The sequence below is a fragment of the Pseudomonas sivasensis genome (genome assembly GCF_013778505.1).
Classification (GTDB): domain Bacteria; phylum Pseudomonadota; class Gammaproteobacteria; order Pseudomonadales; family Pseudomonadaceae; genus Aquipseudomonas; species Aquipseudomonas sivasensis.
In genome coordinates this window covers 82,001-101,777 of the sequence record NZ_JAAOWU010000015.1, presented here as the reverse complement: position 1 = coordinate 101,777, position 19,777 = coordinate 82,001, and the positions used below count along the sequence as shown (strand labels likewise).

The 19,777-nt window shown below is 60.3% G+C and carries 14 protein-coding genes; 12 read left to right on the top strand and 2 right to left on the bottom strand.

The window, feature by feature from the left end:
- Window positions 1-24 precede the first annotated feature (24 nt).
- The 5 genes from rpsF to dnaB all read left to right on the top strand — a co-directional run bounded on the left by rpsF (window position 25) and on the right by dnaB (window position 3,604).
- Window positions 25-447: a 30S ribosomal protein S6 gene (rpsF, locus tag G9Q84_RS22000; RefSeq protein ID WP_003171371.1), complete on the top strand. Its 423-nt coding sequence runs from the start codon at window positions 25-27 to the stop codon at window positions 445-447.
- A gap of 29 nt (window positions 448-476) precedes the next feature.
- The gene (gene rpsR, locus G9Q84_RS21995) at window positions 477-707 is read left to right on the top strand and encodes a 30S ribosomal protein S18 (protein WP_003171373.1); all 231 of its coding nucleotides are present in this window, start codon (window positions 477-479) and stop codon (window positions 705-707) included.
- 36 nt (window positions 708-743) lie between these two features.
- The gene (locus G9Q84_RS21990) at window positions 744-1,634 is read left to right on the top strand and encodes a YybS family protein (protein WP_032890500.1); all 891 of its coding nucleotides are present in this window, start codon (window positions 744-746) and stop codon (window positions 1,632-1,634) included.
- 18 nt (window positions 1,635-1,652) lie between these two features.
- Window positions 1,653-2,099, top strand: coding sequence for a 50S ribosomal protein L9 (gene rplI, locus G9Q84_RS21985; protein ID WP_003171376.1), 447 nt, complete (start codon window positions 1,653-1,655; stop codon window positions 2,097-2,099).
- A 110-nt stretch (window positions 2,100-2,209) separates the two neighbouring features.
- Window positions 2,210-3,604: a replicative DNA helicase gene (dnaB, locus tag G9Q84_RS21980; protein ID WP_003217484.1), complete on the top strand. Its 1,395-nt coding sequence runs from the start codon at window positions 2,210-2,212 to the stop codon at window positions 3,602-3,604.
- A 5-nt stretch (window positions 3,605-3,609) separates the two neighbouring features.
- Here the strand turns inward: dnaB and G9Q84_RS21975 are convergent, their stop codons facing one another.
- Complete coding sequence (locus G9Q84_RS21975) at window positions 3,610-7,605, bottom strand: dermonecrotic toxin domain-containing protein (RefSeq protein ID WP_181644092.1); 3,996 nt, start codon at window positions 7,603-7,605, stop codon at window positions 3,610-3,612.
- 218 nt (window positions 7,606-7,823) lie between these two features.
- On the opposite strand from G9Q84_RS21975, the gene G9Q84_RS21970 reads away from it, so the two are divergent.
- The 6 genes from G9Q84_RS21970 to G9Q84_RS21945 all read left to right on the top strand — a co-directional run bounded on the left by G9Q84_RS21970 (window position 7,824) and on the right by G9Q84_RS21945 (window position 18,718).
- Window positions 7,824-10,127, top strand: a complete 2,304-nt coding sequence (locus G9Q84_RS21970) for a YgiQ family radical SAM protein (RefSeq protein ID WP_032890504.1) — start codon at window positions 7,824-7,826, stop codon at window positions 10,125-10,127.
- 209 nt (window positions 10,128-10,336) lie between these two features.
- Window positions 10,337-11,269 carry an Ssp4 family T6SS effector gene (locus tag G9Q84_RS21965; RefSeq protein WP_032890506.1) on the top strand — a complete coding sequence of 311 codons (933 nt, stop codon included), beginning with the start codon at window positions 10,337-10,339 and terminating at the stop codon, window positions 11,267-11,269.
- The gene (locus G9Q84_RS21960) at window positions 11,266-11,715 is read left to right on the top strand and encodes a hypothetical protein (protein WP_095186062.1); all 450 of its coding nucleotides are present in this window, start codon (window positions 11,266-11,268) and stop codon (window positions 11,713-11,715) included. The genes G9Q84_RS21965 and G9Q84_RS21960 overlap by 4 nt, the downstream gene beginning before the upstream one ends.
- A 187-nt stretch (window positions 11,716-11,902) precedes the next feature.
- Window positions 11,903-15,193 carry a transglutaminase family protein gene (locus G9Q84_RS21955; RefSeq protein WP_181644091.1) on the top strand — a complete coding sequence of 1,097 codons (3,291 nt, stop codon included), beginning with the start codon at window positions 11,903-11,905 and terminating at the stop codon, window positions 15,191-15,193.
- A gap of 148 nt (window positions 15,194-15,341) precedes the next feature.
- The gene (locus G9Q84_RS21950; RefSeq protein WP_181644090.1) at window positions 15,342-17,828 is read left to right on the top strand and encodes a circularly permuted type 2 ATP-grasp protein; all 2,487 of its coding nucleotides are present in this window, start codon (window positions 15,342-15,344) and stop codon (window positions 17,826-17,828) included.
- Window positions 17,828-18,718: a transglutaminase family protein gene (locus G9Q84_RS21945; RefSeq protein ID WP_032890514.1), complete on the top strand. Its 891-nt coding sequence runs from the start codon at window positions 17,828-17,830 to the stop codon at window positions 18,716-18,718. The genes G9Q84_RS21950 and G9Q84_RS21945 overlap by 1 nt, the downstream gene beginning before the upstream one ends.
- Window positions 18,719-18,765: 47 nt before the next feature.
- On the opposite strand, the gene G9Q84_RS21940 is transcribed toward G9Q84_RS21945, so the two are convergent.
- Window positions 18,766-18,948, bottom strand: a complete 183-nt coding sequence (locus G9Q84_RS21940; protein ID WP_032890516.1) for a hypothetical protein — start codon at window positions 18,946-18,948, stop codon at window positions 18,766-18,768.
- A 332-nt stretch (window positions 18,949-19,280) separates the two neighbouring features.
- On the opposite strand from G9Q84_RS21940, the gene azu reads away from it, so the two are divergent.
- Complete coding sequence (gene azu, locus G9Q84_RS21935) at window positions 19,281-19,727, top strand: azurin (protein ID WP_032890518.1); 447 nt, start codon at window positions 19,281-19,283, stop codon at window positions 19,725-19,727.
- Window positions 19,728-19,777: the final 50 nt, after the last annotated feature.

The following is a 19,777-nucleotide window of genomic DNA, read 5'->3' as shown; positions in this document are numbered from 1 at the left end:
GGCTACAACCCGTAAGGAGCATTCATGCGTCATTACGAAATCATCTTTTTGGTCCACCCGGATCAAAGCGAGCAAGTCGGCGGCATGGTTGAGCGTTACACCAAGCTGATCGAAGAAGACGGCGGCAAAATCCACCGTCTGGAAGATTGGGGTCGTCGTCAACTGGCCTACGCAATCAACAATGTTCACAAGGCTCACTACGTGATGCTGAACGTTGAGTGCACTGGCAAGGCCCTGGCCGAGCTGGAAGACAACTTCCGCTACAACGATGCAGTGATCCGTAACCTGGTCATCCGTCGCGAAGAAGCCGTTACCGGCCAATCCGAGATGCTCAAGGCTGAAGAAAACCGCAGTGAGCGCCGTGAGCGTCGCGACCGTCCTGAGCACGAAGGCGCTGATAGCGCTGATAGTGATGACAGCGACAGCAGCGATAACGCTGACGAGTAATCCACGGACCTTATTAAGGAGCCTATCAAATGGCACGTTTCTTCCGTCGTCGTAAGTTTTGCCGCTTCACCGCTGAAGAAGTGAAGGAGATCGATTACAAAGATCTCAACACTCTGAAAGCCTACGTATCCGAGACCGGCAAAATCGTTCCAAGCCGTATCACCGGTACCAAAGCACGTTATCAGCGTCAGCTGGCCACCGCTATCAAGCGCGCCCGCTTCCTGGCCCTGCTGGCCTACACCGACAGCCACGGCCGCTGAGACCGGGCAGTCGACAAGTAGTAAGGGATTGAATGCATGCGCGCCTTAGCTGAGTTCATCATGCGCGGTCGTGTGCAGGCCACTCTGGTAGTGGCTGGATGTGCAGTGTTGCCGATGTTGTTTTGGTTGAGTGCTGCTGCAGGTTGCCTTGTGCTTCTGCGGCGCGGTTCGGACGCTTTGAGCGTCCTGGGTCTAGGGTTGTTGTCAGTGTTGGTGAGCTGGCATTTCCTGCAAGACCCGACAGCGCTTCTTGTGCTGTTTGGGAGTTGTAGTCTGGCGTTGGTTTTGCGCGCCGGTCATTCCTGGAATCGTGTGCTGCTGGTCAGCACGGCCGTGGGGTTGTTGTGTGCAGTGAGCCTGGGGACCGTATTCGGTTCTTTCATCGAGTCATTGGCGCAGACGTTTCAACACGTTTTGCCGCTGGTGATGGGTGAGTCTTACGAGAAGTTCTCGGCGGATCAGAAAGCAGTTCTCGCTTCGTTGACAGTCCCGCTGTTGATAATTTCAACGTCGGTTTCGGTGCAGATCTTTAGTGTGTTGTGCCTGATTCTTGGGCGCTACTGGCAAGCGTTGTTGTATAACCCCGGAGGTTTCGGAAGCGAGTTTCGCGCAATCCGAATCCCCAAGCGCGTTGCGCTGTCACTGCTGGCCGTCATGTGTGTCGCTCCGTTTATCGGTTGGCACACCTTGATCTTGTTGCCGTTGTGCGGTGTACCGCTGTTCTTCGCTGGCCTGTCCTTGATTCATGGGCTGGTTGCGCAGAAAAAATTGGCCAGTTTTTGGCTGGTGGGGTTTTACGTCACTGTCTTGCCGCTTATGCACTTGATTGGTCCGTTACTCGTGGTCTTGGCCATTGTCGACAGCCTGATTGATTTTCGCGGACGTTCTGCGCCGAAAGACGCCGATAACGCGAACGGTGAAGGTTAAAAGTTAGAGGATTTTCACATGCAACTGATCCTTCTGGAAAAAGTCGCCAACCTGGGCAACCTGGGCGACAAAGTGAACGTTAAGGCCGGTTACGGTCGTAACTACCTGCTGCCATACGGCAAAGCCACCGCTGCAACCGCTGCCAACCTGGCTGCGTTTGAAGAGCGTCGTGCTGAGCTGGAAAAAGCAGCAGCAGACAAAAAAGCTTCGGCCGAAACTCGCGCTGCCCAACTGGCTGAGCTGGAAGTGACTATCACTGCCACCGCCGGTGACGAAGGCAAGCTGTTCGGTTCGATCGGCACCCACGACATCGCTGATGCACTGACCGCCTCCGGCGTTGAAGTGCAGAAGAGCGAAGTTCGTCTGCCGAACGGCACCATCCGCAACGTAGGCGAATTCGACGTAGCCGTGCACCTGCACGCTGAAGTTGAAGCCACCGTACGCGTTGTCGTGGTAGCAGCTTAAGCAACACCTAACTGGCTGGCACCTCGTGTGCCGGACGGTTAACATCGGGCACGATCCTGTTTACAGGTCGTGCCTTTTGTTTTTCTACAAACCCCAAATTCCAAGTGGCCATGAACGATATTTCAGCTCCTGAGCAATACGATCTGCAAACCGCTGCCCTGAAGGTGCCGCCGCATTCCATCGAGGCCGAACAGGCCGTGCTCGGTGGTTTGATGCTGGACAACAACGCCTGGGAACGTGTGCTGGATCAAGTCTCGGATGGCGATTTCTACCGTCATGACCACCGCCTGATCTTCCGTGCCATCGCCAAGCTGGCCGACCAGAACTCGCCGATCGACGTAGTGACCCTGGCCGAGCAATTGGACAAGGAGGGCCAGACCTCCCAAGTGGGCGGCCTGGGTTACTTGGGTGAGCTGGCGAAGAACACGCCATCGGTCGCCAACATCAAGGCCTATGCGCAGATCGTTCGTGCGCGGGCCACGTTGCGCCAGTTGATCGGTATCGCCACCGAGATCGCCGACAGTGCCTTCAACCCGGAAGGCCGTACCGCTGAAGAGATTCTTGACGAAGCCGAACGGCAGATCTTTCAGATCGCCGAGGCCCGGCCGAAAACCGGCGGCCCGGTCAGCGTCAACGACCTGCTGACCAAAGCCATCGACCGTATCGATACCCTGTTCAACACAGACAACGCCATCACCGGCCTGTCCACCGGCTATACCGATCTGGATGGTATGACCAGCGGCCTGCAGCCAGCTGACTTGATCATCGTCGCCGGCCGTCCGTCCATGGGTAAAACTACTTTCGCCATGAACCTGGTGGAAAACGCTGTGTTGCGCAGCGACAAGGCGGTACTGGTCTACTCCCTGGAGATGCCAGGTGAATCGCTGATCATGCGTATGTTGTCGTCCCTGGGCCGCATCGATCAGACCAAAGTGCGTGCCGGTCGCCTGGAAGATGATGATTGGCCGCGCCTGACCTCGGCGGTCAACCTGCTCAACGACCGCAAGCTGTTTATTGATGACACAGCGGGCATCAGTCCGTCGGAAATGCGCGCGCGCACCCGACGTCTCGTGCGCGAGCACGGCGATATCGCCCTGATCATGATCGACTACCTGCAATTGATGCAGATCCCAGGCTCCAGCGGCGACAGCCGTACCAACGAAATTTCCGAGATTTCTCGCTCGTTGAAAGCCCTGGCCAAAGAATTCAACTGCCCGGTGGTTGCCCTGTCGCAGCTCAACCGCTCCCTGGAGCAGCGCCCGAACAAGCGCCCGATCAACTCCGACTTGCGGGAGTCTGGAGCGATCGAGCAGGATGCTGACGTGATCATGTTCGTTTACCGGGACGAGGTGTATCACCCGGAAACCGAGCATAAAGGCATCGCTGAAATCATCATCGGTAAGCAGCGTAACGGCCCGATCGGGACCACGCGTCTGGCCTTTATCGGCAAATACACCCGCTTCGAAAACCTGGCGCCGGGCAGTTACAACTTCGAAGACGAGTAACCGTACTAAGGGCGAGGAAACAGCTCCCGGATGGTAGATTCGTCGTACTGGTAGTTCCAGCGTAATTCGGCGCCGGCGGCTATGTCCTCGCTGGCGAACAGACCCGTGAGTATCAGTTGTTCCTGTGTGTTGTCGTCCACTTGCGCCTGGATACGAAATTGCGCGGCCTCAACGTTATAGCCCACGCTCGCCTGCCGGATCGGCAATTCGCCTTCGTACTCGAAAATCGTGTTTATCCTTGAGAGCGCGTTGTCTCCCGAGAGCACCAATTGCATATTCACGGCGTGCGGGGTAGTAGGCCTGAGGTTTTTGATCGGCATCAGGTAAGGATCCTGCCTTGCTCTGGCGACGTATAGCGGCAAGAGTTCTCCACCGTAGACGCCCAATGCTTGACCTTTTTTCAGGGCGCGGCGGGTGACGACTGTGGCCTCGCCAATCAGCGACGCTTCCTGTGCACACTTCTGATGAGCTGCGGTGAAGGAGGTGACCTCAAGCTTGTCTTCATACAGGCGGGCCACATTTTCGTAACCTTGCCACCGAATGTAGGGGTGCAATTCGCTGGCGGCGAAGACGGCTTCTGTGGTCAACGATTTGCCGTGGCTCTGTATCTGCCGGATTCGCATAGGCCGGCCCAGTGTGTCGCGCAACGGGTATCGGCCGTTGTTGGCGCGGTCGTAGATGCGCCGGTAGTTCTGGCTGTACTGGTAGCCGCGGTGGGTGCGCATTTGGCTAAGCTCGGTTGCAGAATAGTGCGCCCTCACCACGCCCTCTTCGGCTGACTCGTAGTCGCTGCTCAAACTAACCGATTCGGCCGACTCAAACTCCTCACCGGATTCCATGCCTTCCTCCAGCCGTACAGGTGAGTCCTTGCCGCCGAGCAATGCGCCTTTGGCCTGATCAATTTCCCAGCCGCCCTCGGTTTTCTGGCGCAGGTAGGGCTGATAGGCACGAAAGCGGCTGCGGGCATCGAGCAGGCGCCATCCCATGGTGTCGTATTTGACTTGGTAATATTTCTGGTTGTCCTGGATGTAATAGCGATAGTTGCCGTTGGCCAGCGGGGGAGCTTGATGAATGCCGTCTGCGCGTAGTGTCAGGCCCAACGGCGGCGAGGGGTCGCTGAATAAGGGGTCTAAGGGTAAGCCGACTGCGCTTGATGTCTGTGCGGAGGCGACTCGGGTGCGAATGGGTGGCGGGCCTTCGTTCATCACCGACAAGCCGGTTTTATAAAGCGCCTGCTCGAGCGAATCGGCTCCTGAGCGTTGCAGGATTACGCTGAGCTCTGACTCCGGCAGCATGCGCTCGATAGCCCCGAGCAAAGGCATGGGCGCACCTTTGTCATTGTGGAGGGCGGAAAGCTCGCCTTGGCGAATCAACACATCGCGGGCTGTGACCTCCGCGGTGCCGATCCGACCCAGCAGCGGGCCGCCGTGGCTTACGTCATGTACTTCGATCAGGCGCGCCTTCGGCCAGCCAGGGATGCGCTCCAGAGTGTGCAGAACAAGTGGCACGCTCTCACGGCTGCGTAGGCATTCAAGAAAAATACTTTCACCCAAACGCGTTGCCTGTTGGGTCTGGGCGTATTGCTCGGCTTCCCAGCGCTGTGCGTTCGGTAAGGTTGTTAGCCCCTCCAGCTGCTGGCGCTCGGATTGCGAGAGCGTGCCTTGCATGTCTTCAAGGTGGCGTTTGGAGAGTGTCGGCGCGGCGGTGTGAAGGCTCTTTTCGGTCTGAGACATCAGTTTTTCATTCGGCGCGGTGAGTAAGGTAAACAGCCGCTGCTTTTGCCCCACGGCTTGCTCTTCCAAGGTCCGCGCCAGGTTTTCGACTTTGGTGAAGTAGTCGATATACACCGGTGGCAGCAGCGCGTTGAATTCGTCTTGGGGCAGTTGCTCTTGCAGTGCGTGCAGCAACTCGCCACGCCGGAAACGCGCCGCGTCTATCCGGGTTTCGGCTGTACCGGTGCCATGGCTCAGCACCTCCTGCTGTTGTTCATCGACAATTTTCAGCACGCGGTTGGCGGGCCATTGCGCCAGTGACGTGAGGAGGTGGAATTGAATCTGCGGCGAATGCGGGCTGAGCGTCGTGCCCTCGGCGCGACTCAGGTCGAAGTCATTGATTTCTTGTTCCAGATTGAAGTGGTTGAGGGTATCTAGCAGCAATGGCGGTGGGCGCACCATCTCTTGATGGATCTGACGCAGCGCCGCCTTATCCACGCCGCTGAGCAACAGGATCGGCTCCACCGCCGCTTGCTTGATCTGCGTCGCATCCGGGCCCAGACGCTTAATGAGCTTGATGTCCTCCCACTCGCCGGGCGTTTCGTGCAGATGGCGCCAGCCGCCCGCTTGGTTGCTAAGCAGCGGTGGTGAATAGGCGTGTGGGTCAGTCGGGTGCGCCAGTTCCCATTGCTTGCCCTCAGCGGTACGGCGTACGGCGTGGGCGTGATCATCCAGCTTCAGGAACTGCTGTTGTCCGTGCTGATACAAGCCTTGGCTGTCGGCAACCAGATGTTCCGGCAGCCCGTCGGGATGACGGTACGGCGTGAGGTCCGAGTGCCACAGGCGCCAGCCTTTGTTGCGCACTCGGACTTTTATCAAGCCGGCGGTGAAACCTGCGGTCTTGATCGCGCCGGCGGTTGCAGCGGCGAGGGCGAGATTGTCCGCCACATCCAGCAGATCGTTGAGCGCCTCGTCACTGTCGCCGCGGCTCCAGGCGGAGAACCCCTCGTAAATTGTGTCGATCAACTGGGCGGCGCTGACCACCAGCAGCACTTCGCCCACAACCGGAATGAACGACGCTGCAAAGAACAGCACGGATTTGCCCGCATCGATATAGCCCTGCAGACGCTTTTGCCGGCTCAGCACGTCGACGTTTGCGGTGAGTGCCGCGAGGGTTTGGGCATCACTTTTGATCTGCGCGATGGTGTGCTCGGCGATGGACAGGAACACATCTGCGCTGCATGCGGTGAGGTCCACAGGAAGGTTCAGATGGGCCGGCTCGGTGTAGATCCGTCCTCCCATTTCGATATTGTCTGAGCCGGAATGCTCCGGCGTTGCGTCCAGCAGGCTGCCTTGGTGCTGCAAGGGCACCAGCCGCTCGAAGACGGCGCGGTAGTTTTCATCCAGCAGCCGTTCGGCCAGCTTGCGCTTGAGTTCGGCTAGGCTCGCGTGCGGACGTAGCGCAGCGCTTGGATCGTCGGGCGTGTAGAGGATGAACGGGAGGCCGATCTTTGGCGCCTCAATCACCAGCACGCCCGGCAATACCACCTCGTTGATCGTCAGGTGATGGCACTGCATATCCGGGGGTGACCCCGACCGGTACAGACTGTTCAGTTGCAGATGCTGCTTGGCGGTGAGGCGGCGGTTCATATAAGCGATATGTATCGCGACCCCAAAGGCATGCTGCACCTGAGCGCGAAACACCCTTCGCACCTCTTGCGGCGTGCGCCCCGAGGCGGAGCTCGACGACGGCTCAAGCGCGCTGAAGATATGCGCAAGGTATTGGCCGCCCAGGTCCAGATTGCGGCAGAACTTGGCGAATGCCGGGCCAGTGATCGAACTGGATACCTCGCCGGTTGCCGTGACGTTATAAATTGCCGTGCCGGTTTCCATGCCGCCTTCTTGCGCTTCAGAGGCTTCGAAGTTCTGCAGGGCCGCCTCTAGCAGCGTTTGCCGGGTGGTTCTGGCATGGGTTTTTATCAGCCCGAGCAGGTGATGGTTTTTCCATTCGCGCACTAGGATCGCGTTTTCGTCGGCAATCAGCGTGAAAAACTGCGCAGTCAGTGCCGCGCGCAAGCGGGGGCGGGCAAAGTCTTCAGGGCTTTGGATCTCGCCCAGCAGCGCTTTGAGGTCGTGCCGGGCCAGGTTGCTGTTGATCAGGCAGTCGCGAAAATCCTTGAGCTGCGAGGCGGGTGCCTGACGCAGCCAGGACGGCAACTGAGGCCCTATCATCGCGTGATGTGCCGTCAGGAGAGGGCGGCGTGGTGGTGGGGTGGGGCGTGTATTCATGGGCTGGGCCACCAGGGGCTGTGGTTGATTGAAACCAGCCTATCGAGGATGTTTTTGCCGATGAGTTAGTGGAATAGCCCCGTATGTGCTTGATTAACTGGGGTGAATACGGAAGCGGCAGATCGCCGGTTTAAAAGCCGACCATTACCGTCGGAATTGGTCAAAATTTGTGCTATATTCCGCGCCCGCGATTTTTCATCTCAACACCGGTCACCGTCATGCAAACAGCCAAGCCGTTATTTGACTATCCCAAGTACTGGGCCGAATGTTTCGGTCCTGCGCCATTCCTGCCCATGAGCAGGGAGGAGATGGATCAGCTTGGCTGGGATTCCTGCGACATCATCATCGTCACTGGTGATGCCTACGTGGATCACCCGTCGTTCGGCATGGCCATCATCGGCCGGCTGCTGGAGTCCCAAGGCTTCCGCGTCGGGATCATTGCCCAGCCGAACTGGCAGTCCAAAGACGACTTCATGAAGCTCGGCGAGCCGAACCTGTTCTTCGGCGTCGCGGCCGGCAACATGGACTCGATGATCAACCGCTACACCGCCGACAAGAAAATCCGTTCCGACGACGCCTACACTCCAGGCGGCATGGCCGGCAAACGCCCGGACCGTGCGAGCCTGGTGTACAGCCAGCGTTGCAAGGAAGCGTACAAGAACGTGCCGATCGTACTCGGCGGCATCGAAGCCTCCCTGCGCCGCATCGCCCACTACGACTACTGGCAGGACCGTGTGCGCAACTCGATCCTGATCGACGCCACCGCCGATATCCTGCTGTACGGCAACGCCGAGCGGGCCATCGTCGAAGTCGCCCAGCGCCTGTCGTGGGGTCACAAGATCGAAGACATCACCGATGTGCGCGGCACCGCGTTCATTCGCCGTGACACGCCCGAAGGCTGGTACGAGGTGGACTCCACCCGCATCGACCGTCCGGGCAAGGTCGACAAGATCATCAACCCGTACGTCAACACCCAAGACACCCAGGCCTGCGCCATCGAGCAGGAAAAGGGTCCGGTTGATGACCCGGAAGAAGCCAAGGTCGTGCAGATCCTGGCCAGCCCGCGCATGACCCGCGACAAGACCGTGATCCGCCTGCCATCGGTGGAAAAAGTCCGTGGTGACGCGGTGCTCTATGCCCACGCTAACCGCGTGTTGCACCTGGAAACCAACCCAGGCAACGCCCGCGCCCTGGTGCAGAAGCACGGTGAAGTGGACGTATGGTTCAATCCGCCTCCCATCCCGATGACCACCGAAGAAATGGACTACGTGTTCGGCATGCCGTACGCACGCGTTCCGCACCCGGCGTATGGCAAGGAAAAAATCCCGGCCTACGACATGATCCGCTTCTCGGTGAACATCATGCGTGGCTGCTTCGGCGGCTGCACCTTCTGCTCAATCACCGAGCACGAAGGCCGCATCATCCAGAACCGTTCCGAAGAGTCGATCATCCGCGAGATCGAAGAGATCCGCGACAAGGTGCCTGGTTTTACCGGCGTGATCTCCGACCTCGGCGGCCCGACCGCGAACATGTACCGCATCGCCTGCAAGAGCCCGGAAATCGAATCCGCGTGCCGCAAGCCGTCGTGCGTGTTCCCTGGTATCTGCCCGAACCTGAACACCGACCATTCGTCGTTGATCCAGCTGTATCGCAGCGCCCGAGCCTTGCCGGGTGTGAAGAAGATTTTGATCGCTTCCGGCCTGCGCTACGACCTCGCGGTCGAGTCGCCGGAATATGTGAAAGAGTTGGTAACGCACCACGTCGGTGGCTACCTCAAGATCGCCCCGGAACACACCGAGGAAGGTCCGCTCAACCAGATGATGAAACCGGGCATCGGCAGCTATGACAAGTTCAAGCGCATGTTCGAGAAGTACACCAAGGAAGCGGGCAAGGAGCAGTACCTGATCCCGTACTTCATCGCCGCCCACCCAGGCACCACCGATGAAGACATGATGAACCTGGCCCTGTGGCTCAAGGGGAACGGCTTCCGCGCCGACCAGGTGCAGGCGTTCTACCCGTCGCCGATGGCCACTGCCACCGCGATGTACCATTCGGGCAAAAACCCGCTGCGCAAGGTCACCTACAAGAGCGACGCGGTGACCATCGTCAAGAGCGAGGAGCAGCGCCGTCTGCACAAGGCATTCCTTCGCTATCACGACCCGAAAGGCTGGCCGATGCTGCGTGAAGCGTTGACCCGCATGGGCCGTGCCGACCTGATCGGGCCGGGCAAGGACCAACTGATCCCGCTGCACCAGCCGAGCACCGACAGCTACCAGAGCGCCCGTCGCAAGAATTCGACGCCGGTCGGCAGCCATAAGGTCGCCAAGGAAACCACCACCAAGATCCTCACCCAGCATACTGGCCTGCCGCCTCGTGGCAGCGATGGCAGCAACCCGTGGGACAAGCGTGAGCAAGCCAAGGCCGCGGCCCAGGCACGTAACAAACAGGCGGCCAAAGAGCGCAGCGATGCGGCCAAGGGCAAGGGCGGCAAGCCCGCGCGTAAGCCGGTTGTGCCGCGTTGATCGCCGCTTGACTATGTAAAACGCCAGCCTCGTGCTGGCGTTTTGCTTTCTAGGCGGTGGGGAGTCTGTTTGTTAAGGTGGCGCCCATTAAATCGCTATCGGGGGCAAGCCCCCTCCCACTTTTTGAATGTATTCACACATCACATGTGGGAGGGGCTTGCCCCCGATAGCGTCAGTTCGGTCTCCACCCCTTCAAGGAAGAACACCCCATGGGCAACCCCCTGGCCGGCATCGGCATGGACTTCAACCGTTCGCAGTTCATGGCGCGCCAGCGCATCGAAAGCCAGATCAACCTACCGCGCCTGTTCGCTGCCATCGACGCCGACCCCGGCATCGTCGGCGCGGGCGTTGTGTACATCGACGCCGACTTCAACGTCATCACCCTGCGCGAATTCAAGCCGATCTGCAGCATCAAACCCAAGCGCATCATCTTGCGCGAGGCGCAGAAGTACATCTCGCCCGCACAGTTTGTGGAGCAGGTGAAGACCGATCCCCGGGAAGGGCGCCTCCAGAAGGAAGCGTTTGACATGGGCCTGTCCTGTAGCGCCGCGGTGATCGGTTGGATCGTGGTATTCAGCGGCAGCGTCGCGGTGCCGTTCACCGCAGGTGCCAGCGCGTTTGTGGTCGGCATTGGCATCACGGCGGCATTGGCCAGCAGCGCTCAATGCGGGTTTGGTGTGGCGCGCACTTATAACGAAGTGCTTGATCCGGATGCCAACGACCGCATGGATGACGCCGCATGGTACGGCGCCGTTTCCCCCCTTCTCGATGCGGCTTCGTTGGTGGGTATCGGAACAGGTGCCTTGACCACGATTCGGTTGCTCAAGGCCAACAAAGCAGCTGCGTTGGGCAAAAGTTGGTACGAGTTGCTCAAGGGCCTGAGCCGCCAGGAACGCAAGAAGCTGACCAAAGAACTGCTGAGCCTGAAAGACCCCAGCCTGACCCCCAAGTTGCTTAAATTGCAGCAGCGCGCCGGCACGTTGACCAAGAGCTACAGCTCCACCGAAATCCGGCATGCCACACTGACTCAGCTCAAGGATGCCATCGGGGGGCTGTTGGGGATCTGGGGCAGCCATCGAACCGGCCACGTGGGCACGGCCGAAACTATTGCTATCGGCCTGTACGAGGATCTGACGGAATGAACGGCTTTCCCGATATGGGCGGATTCCTGGCCCGATATTTCCCGGTGTTCATGGGCACTATTTTCATGGCGATCTTCTCCGGTTCGGCTGCGGTGTCCATGGCCGGCGTGACGTATCTGCGCGGTGTCGATCCTGCCCTCAAGTCCAGCTATTCGGGAGGCGCCATCCTGGTGCTGGTGGCGGTGCTGGTTTTTGGCAATGTCATGATTGCGCGCGGGTATCCCTGGGCGACGCGGCTCGTCGCGGGGTATTTGGGCGCCTGCCTATTGTTCGTACTGCCGATGATTCAATACGGCCTCAATGGCTGGGTCTATGGCTCGGCCGTGCTGTTTCCGTTGCTGGGGTTATTGCTGCTTAACAGCAAGCGCCATCGTGAAATGCGCCAAAAGCTCTTCGAAATACGCCACCTGCGCCAGGCGGTGATCGCGAAGGGTAAGCGCGGCTGACTGGGTAGATTCGCCACCTGTTTGCACACGCTCGCCACAAATATGTGCAACCCTCGCACCACGGCACCTACGATGGCGCCGTTTTGGTGCTGTACTGCACCGGGTCTTACGATAAAGCGCAATGGCTGCCGCTCTGGCATAAGTCTTGCGCGCGTTGTGTTCATGCCCTGGCTCGCAGGAGGCCGCCGTGTCGATTCATGTCGCGTTGCACCACGTTACGCATTACCGCTACGACCGTGCCGTCGAACTCGGGCCACAGATCGTGCGCTTACGTCCGGCGGCCCATAGCCGCACGCGGATTTTGTCCTACGCACTCAAAGTGCTGCCCGAGCAGCACTTCATCAATTGGCAGCAAGACCCCCAGGGCAACTACCTGGCGCGCCTGGTATTCCCGGAAAAGACCGATGAGCTGCGGATCGAAGTTGACCTGGTCGCTGAGATGGCAGTCTTTAATCCGTTCGACTTCTTTCTCGAACCTTATGCCGAAAAAATCCCCTTCAGCTACGCCGCCGATGAGCAGCGCGAGCTGGCGCCGTACCTGGAAACCCTGCCGCTGACGCCGAGGTTTGCCGCCTACCTGGCCGGCATCGACCGCACGCCACTGCCCGCCGTGGACTTCCTGGTGGGGCTCAATCAGCGTTTGGCCACCGATATCGGTTACCTGATCCGCATGGAACCTGGCGTGCAAACCCCGGAGTTCACCCTGGAAAACGCCTCCGGCTCCTGCCGCGACTCGGCGTGGTTGTTGGTGCAATTGCTGCGCAATCTGGGGCTGGCGGCGCGGTTTGTGTCCGGCTATCTGATCCAGCTGACCGCCGACGTCAAAGCCCTGGATGGCCCGTCCGGCACTGAGGTGGACTTCACCGACCTGCATGCCTGGTGCGAGGTGTATTTGCCCGGCGCCGGCTGGATCGGGCTGGATGCAACCTCCGGATTGTTTGCCGGTGAAGGGCATATCCCGTTGGCCTGCAGTCCCGATCCATCGTCTGCCGCGCCGATCAGCGGGCTGGTGGAACCGTGCGAGTGTGAATTCACCCACGAGATGTCGGTAGAGCGCATTTGGGAAGCCCCCCGGGTGACCAAGCCGTACACGGAAGAGCAGTGGCTGGCGATCCAGGCCCTGGGCCGGCAGATCGACGGCGACCTGCTCAAGGACGACGTGCGCCTGACCATGGGCGGCGAGCCGACCTTTGTGTCCATCGACGACCCCGACGGCGCCGAGTGGAACACCGCGGCCCTTGGCCCCGACAAACGCCGCCTGTCCGCCGAACTGTTTCAGCGCATGCGCAAGCACTACGCGCCCAAGGGCCTGGTGCATTTTGGCCAGGGCAAGTGGTACCCCGGCGAGCAACTGCCGCGCTGGTCGCTCAACTGTTACTGGCGCCGCGACGGCGTGCCGATCTGGCACAACAGTGCACTGATTGCCGATGAGCAAGAGGACTACGGTGCCGATGGCGTGCTGGCCGGGCGCTTCCTGGCCAGTGTTGCCGAACGCCTCAAGTTGCCGGCGCGTTTTGTATTCCCGGCCTTCGAAGACAATTTTTACTACCTGTGGCGCGAAGGTGCGTTGCCTCAGAACGTCACCGCCCAGGACCCGCGCTTGAGCGACGACCTAGAGCGCGAACGCCTGCGCAAAGTGTTCAGCCAGGGCCTGGATAAAGTCATCGGCCAGGTGCTGCCGCTGGCACGTACGGCCGCGAATGACCGCTGGCAAAGTGGGCGTTGGTACCTGCGCGATAACCACTGCCGCCTGGTACCGGGGGATTCACCGCTTGGCTATCGCCTGCCGTTGGCCTCGCAGCCGTGGGTGACGGCGGCGGAGTATCCGTTCGTGCACCCCACCGACCCTAATCAGGATCAGCCGGAACTGCCAACCAGTGCCCAACTGCAAAGCCACGGCGAAGCAGCGCCGAGCGATGAGCGAGTGCCCGAGGTCGACGAGTCCGCTGACTGGCTGACCCGCACCGCACTGTGCGCCGAAGCACGGGAAGGGCGCCTGTACCTGTTCATGCCGCCGCTGGAGCGCGTCGAGGATTACCTGGAACTGGTTGCCGCCATCGAAGCCACTGCCGAAGAGCTGCACTGCCCGGTGCTGTTGGAAGGCTACGAACCGCCGTTCGATATGCGCCTGAGCAACTTCCGGGTGACGCCGGATCCGGGTGTGATTGAGGTCAACGTGCAGCCGTCCGCCACGTGGGATGAGTTGGTCGAGCGCACCGAGTTTCTCTACGAAGAGGCGCGACAGACCCGCCTGACCACCGAAAAATTCATGATCGACGGGCGCCACACTGGCACCGGTGGTGGTAACCACTTTGTGCTCGGGGGCGCGACGCCCAAGGATTCACCGTTTCTGCGTCGTCCCGATTTGCTGCGCAGCCTGATCAGCTACTGGCATAACCACCCGTCACTGTCCTACCTGTTTTCTGGCTTGTTTATCGGCCCGACGTCCCAGGCGCCGCGAGTGGATGAGGCGCGTAACGACGCGCTGTATGAGCTGGAAATCGCTTTCGCGCAAATGCCCGAGCCCGGCGAGGAGTGCCCGCCCTGGCTGGTGGACCGCCTGCTGCGCAACCTGCTGATCGACGTGACGGGCAACACTCACCGCGCCGAATTCTGCGTCGACAAGCTTTACTCGCCCGACGGCGCCACCGGCCGCCTGGGCCTGTTGGAGCTGCGCGCCTTTGAAATGCCGCCCCACGCGCGCATGAGTTTGACTCAGCAACTGCTGCTGCGGGCGCTGGTGGCGCGGTTCTGGCGTGAGCCTTACGCACCGCCGAAACTGGCGCGCTGGGGCACCGAGTTGCATGACCGCTTTTTGCTGCCGCACTTTATCGAGCAGGACTTTGCCGACGTGATCGTCGAACTCAACGCCGCCGGCTACCCACTGCGTGCCGAATGGTTCGCCGCGCATTTGGGGTTCCGTTTCCCCAAGGTCGGCGACTATGCCGTCAGCGGTATCGAACTGGAACTGCGCCAGGCCCTGGAACCTTGGCATGTACTGGGCGAAGAGGGCGCAGCGGGCGGCACGGTACGCTATGTGGATTCGTCCCTGGAGCGTCTGCAAGTGAAGTTGAGCGGGTTGCCACCGCAACGCTACCTGTTGACCTGCAATGGCATCCCAGTGCCGCTGCAACCGACCGGGCGAGTCGGCGAGTTTGTCGCTGGCGTGCGTTACCGCGCCTGGCAACCGGCCAACTGTTTGCAACCGACCATCCCGGTCCATGCGCCGCTGGTGTTCGACCTGCTGGACACCTGGATGCAACGCTCGTTGGGCGGTTGCCAGTACCACGTCGCGCATCCGGGTGGACGCAATTACGACAGCTTACCGGTGAACGCCAATGAGGCTGAGAGCCGGCGCATGGCGCGGTTTTTCCGTCTCGGCCACACGCCTGGGAAGCTCACCGTACCGAGTGTTGTGATCAATGACGAATTCCCTATGACCCTGGATCTGCGGCGTTTCCCCAATAAAAATGACTGAGCCCTATCCAACTGTGACTCCAGATAATGTAGTGAGCGAGCATGCCTCGCGCGCGGCAAGCCCGCTCACCACAAAGCCTGGAAACCACAGAGGGATTTGCAGTGTTTGTTAGGGTAATCTGAGCCCCTTTGCCTCTGCCGAGCGTTCCATGTCCGACTTGCTCGACCGTTACCCGCTAACTGCGGGCACTTATCACGAACTGCTGGATGACAGCGGCGCGGTGCGTGCCCATTGGCGGCGCTTGCTTGATCACCTGCAACGCAGCACCCCCGCGCAGTTGGCCCAGCGCCAGGCGCTGCTGACGCGGCAGATCCAGGAAAACGGCGTGACCTACAACGTCTATGCCGACCCCAAGGGCGCCGATCGGCCGTGGGAGCTGGACCTGCTGCCCCATGTGTTGGCGGCGGATGAATGGCAGCACCTGTCGGCCGGTATCGCCCAGCGGGCGCGCCTGCTCAATGCTGTGCTCGCTGATCTGTATGGCCCGCAACGCTTGATCAAAGAAGGCTTGCTGCCGGCGGAGTTGGTGTTCGGGCATAACAATTTCCTGTGGCCGTGCCAGGGTATCCAGCCCCCCGACGGTGCTTTCCTGCATCTGTACGCGGTTGACCTGGCGCGCACTCCGGATGGTCGTTGGTGGGTGACGGCCGACCGCACCCAGGCCCCATCGGGCGCCGGTTATGCGTTGGAAAATCGCACCATCGTGTCTCGCGCCTTCCCGGACTTGTACCGTGACTTGCAGGTGCAGCACCTCACCGGTTTCTTCCGCACGCTCCAGGAAACCCTGGTCCGCCAGGCGCCCGGCGATGACCAGACACCGCTGATCGTGCTGCTCACCCCAGGCCGCTTCAACGAAAGCTACTTCGAACATCTCTACCTGGCGCGCCAGCTCGGCTATCCGCTGGTGGAAGGTGGCGACCTCACCGTGCGCGACAGCACCGTGTTCCTCAAAACCCTCAGTGGTCTGCGCCGGGTGCACGCGATCATGCGGCGCCTGGACGACGACTTCTGCGACCCGCTTGAACTGCGCACCGACTCGGCCCTCGGCGTGCCGGGCCTGTTGGATGCGGTGCGCCAGGGCAATGTGCTGGTGGCCAATGCCTTGGGCAGCGGCGTGCTGGAGTCGCCCGGGTTGCTGGGGTTCCTGCCGAAAATCAACGAGTTTTTGTTTGGCGAAGAACTGATCCTGCCGTCCATCGCCACCTGGTGGTGCGGTGAAGCACCGGTGCTCGCCGAAGCCTTGGAAAAACTGCCGGAGCTGCTGATCAAACCCGCGTTCCCCTCGCAGAGTTTCGCCCCGGTGTTTGGCCGCGATCTGAACGATGAGCAGCGCGAGGCCCTGGCCGAACGCATGCGTGCGCGGCCTTACGCCTACGTCGCCCAGGAGCTGGCGCAACTGTCCCAGGCGCCGGTGTGGCACACCGTGGATGACCACCTGCAGCACCGTGCCATTGGTATGCGTGTTTACGCCGTGGCCAGTAACGAGGGCTATCGCGTATTACCCGGGGGCCTGACCCGTGTGGCTGCTGAAGCCGATGCCGAAGTGGTGTCGATGCAACGCGGCGGTGCGAGCAAAGACACCTGGGTGCTCGGCGAACGCGCCCCCGGTGGTGAGCAGTGGCGTGCCCAGCGCACGATTGGTGCCCATGACCTGGTGCGCCGCGATCCTTATCTGCCGTCGCGGGTGGTGGAAAACCTGTTCTGGTTTGGCCGTTACTGCGAGCGCTGCGATGACAGCGCGCGCTGGTTGCGAATTGTGCTGGCGCGTTATGTCGACGGCGACGATCCCTTGGCGTTGCTGGCGGCGGTGGAGCTGGGCGAAAACCTGCGCCTGCTGCCGGAAGAGGGCGAACTGCCGGAGCGTCTGCTCGCAGCGTTGCTCGGCGATGACTGGCCATCGAGCCTGCGCGCCAACCTGCAACGCTTGCAGTGGGCGGCGTCCCAGGTGCGTGGCAAGTTGTCCCGCGAGAACTGGCAGGCCTTGGTGGAGCTGCAACGCGAAGCCATGGAGCTGGAAAGTGAAGCGCCGGACTTTGGCGAGTTGCTGGATTTTCTCAACCGCCTGGTGATGTCCTTGGCGGCGCTGTCCGGGTTTGCCCTGGACGACATGACCCGCGACGAAGGCTGGCGTTTCCTGATGATGGGGCGGCGCATAGAACGCCTGCAATTCTTAAGCAGCAGCCTGGCGGCGTTCCTGCGTGGCGTCGCGGTGTTCGATCAGGCGGGGCTGGAGTGGTTGCTGGAGTTGGGCAACAGCAGCATCACATACCGCTCGCGCTACTTGGCGGTGCCGCAGTTGATTCCGGTGCTCGACCTGTTGCTGCTCGACGAGCAGAACCCCCATGCCGTGCTGTTCCAGCTCAAATTGGTCAGTCGCACTTTGCGTCGCCTTAATGATGATTTTGGTGTGCCACGGGAAACAGGCTTGGCGCCCTTGGTGGAGCGCCTGGCGCGTTTCGACTTGAGTTGCCTGGAGAACCCGTTGTTTGGCGAGTCCAGCGTACGTGCTGCGTTGGACGGCCTGGCCGACCTGCTGCAAGCGGTGGCCGATGAAAGCGGGCAAGTGTCGGATCGCCTCGCGTTGCGCCATTTTGCCCATGTGGATGATGTCAGCCAGCAAACGGTGTCGGTGTAATGAGCGCGCGCTATCAGATTTTCCACGATACCCACTACCACTACGACAGCCCGGTGTCCCTGGCCCAGCAGTTGGCGCACTTATGGCCACGACCCTGTGCCTGGCAGCGCTGCACATCGCAACAACTGGATATCAGCCCGGAGCCGACCTCGCGCCGCGATGAGCTGGATGTATACGGCAACCCGATCACCCGCCTGGCGTTCGAACGGCCTCACGATGAATTGCTGGTCAACGCTGGGCTGACCGTGGAGGTGCTGGCGCGGCCTGTACTGGATTTTCGGCAGTCGCCGGCCTGGGATCAGACCCGTGACAGCCTGACCTACAGCAGCCAGCCGATGACCCCTGAGCGAATCGAAGCCTGTCGGTATCGCTTTGAATCACCCTACGTGCACCTGAAAAAAACCTTCGTCGAGTTCTCCGAAAGTTGTTTTCCCCCTGGCGAACCCTTGTTGTTGGGCGTGCAGGCGCTGATGGAAAAGATTTTCAGTGAATTCACCTTCGATGCCGAAGCGACCCAAGTCGCCACACCGCTGGTGGAAGTGCTGGAACGCCGCCGTGGCGTGTGCCAGGACTTCGCCCACCTGATGCTCGCCTGCCTGCGCTCGCGGGGCTTGGCTGCGCGGTATATCAGCGGCTACCTGCTCACCCAGCCACCGCCCGGCCAGCCACGGCTGATCGGTGCTGATGCGTCCCACGCGTGGGTATCAGTGTTTTGCCCGGTGTCAGGCTGGGTGGATTTTGATCCGACGAACAATGTGCAGCCGGCACTGGAGCACATCACCTTGGCCTGGGGCAGGGACTTTTCCGATGTGTCGCCGTTGCGTGGGGTAATTCTGGGGGGAGGGAACCATGACCCGGAGGTGCGGGTGACGGTGATGCCGCTGGAATAATGGTGGAGTGTGGTGAGACAGGGGGGGCCTGCTCACCACAACAGAATTTATTCAGCCGGGTCTTTCGGGGTTTCGGTCTCGTCTGCTGCCACTTCACCTTCCGCGTCCGGGTTCAGTGCGCCCGCTTCTTCATCGACAGCGGCTTTCTTGCGTTGCAGTTTTTCCTCTTTCTTCTGTTCCTTGGCCAAGTCTCTCTGACGTTTGGCGAAGGAGTAATTAGGTTTGGCCATGGGCGATCCTCTAGGGTCGAAGGTGAGGGTGGCGGCGCGCAGCTGCCTTGTGACGACATGGTAGCAGCTTCAAGGGGCGCTTTGCCTTCACTTACCGCAGGCGTACGCGGCCAGCAGGCCATTGAACAGGTGATTGAGGCGCATGGTTCGGACTCCAGTGGGTGATGGGCCGATCATAGGCAGGTACTGCTACTTTGGCTGGTAGATTGTGTTGATAAGTCTGATAGCCTAAAGTTGTATACAATCTGTTGATTCAGATCATAAGAATTCAAGCCTGCTTGAGGCACCCTTACCGCAATCCGCGTTTTATAAACCCTGCCTTGGAGATTCACATGTTTGCCAAACTCGTTGCTGTTTCCCTGCTGACTTTGGCCAGTGGCCAGTTGTTTGCCGCAGAGTGCAATGTCACCGTCGACTCCACCGATCAGATGTCCTTCAACACCAAGGAAATCGTGATCGACAAGAGCTGCAAGACGTTCACCGTGAACCTGGAACACTCGGGCAGCTTGCCGAAAAACGTCATGGGCCATAACTGGGTGCTGACCACTGCCGCCAACATGCAACCGGTTGCCACTGACGGCATGGCCGCTGGCATCGACAAGAACTACCTGAAAGAGGGTGACGACCGCATCATCGCCCACACCAAGCTGATCGGTGCCGGCGAGAAAGATTCGGTGACTTTCGATGTTTCCAAGCTGGCTGCTGGTACGGACTACGCGTTCTTCTGCTCGTTCCCAGGCCACATCTCGATGATGAAAGGCACTGTGGTCGTCAAATAAGACCGCGTTATCGTTTATCGGGAGCAAGCCCCCTCCCACACTTGACCGAG